This window comes from Microvirga sp. HBU67558 (assembly GCF_018069605.1).
Taxonomy (GTDB): domain Bacteria; phylum Pseudomonadota; class Alphaproteobacteria; order Rhizobiales; family Beijerinckiaceae; genus Microvirga; species Microvirga terrae.
Map to the genome: position 1 here is coordinate 1 of NZ_JAGPUP010000070.1, position 263 is coordinate 263.

At 68.8% G+C, this 263-nt stretch carries 1 protein-coding gene; it reads right to left on the reverse strand.

Annotated elements, in window-relative coordinates; all coding sequences use genetic code 11:
- On the reverse strand, nucleotides 1–263 hold a 263-nt coding region (locus KBI52_RS00275), incomplete at both ends, for a winged helix-turn-helix domain-containing protein (RefSeq protein ID WP_210804726.1).

Consider the following 263-nt stretch of genomic DNA (forward strand, 5'->3'; position numbering starts at 1 on the left):
CGCCAGATCGGGGAGAGAAGCGCCCGGGGACGCGATCTGCCCGGCCGCCCGCCCGGCTTCGTCGTCGTCGCGTAACCAGTAGCCGCGGCCCACAACATTGCCGATGTAGTCGACGGAGGGCGCGTGTTCCCGGAGAGCGCGGCGCAGGGCCGCGACGGTGACCTTCAGGTTGCCGTCGTGCACGGTCAGGTTGGGCCAGACCTTCGCGACGAGAGCCTCCTTGGGGACGAGACTCCCCTTGCTTCTCGCAAGCTCGATCAGGA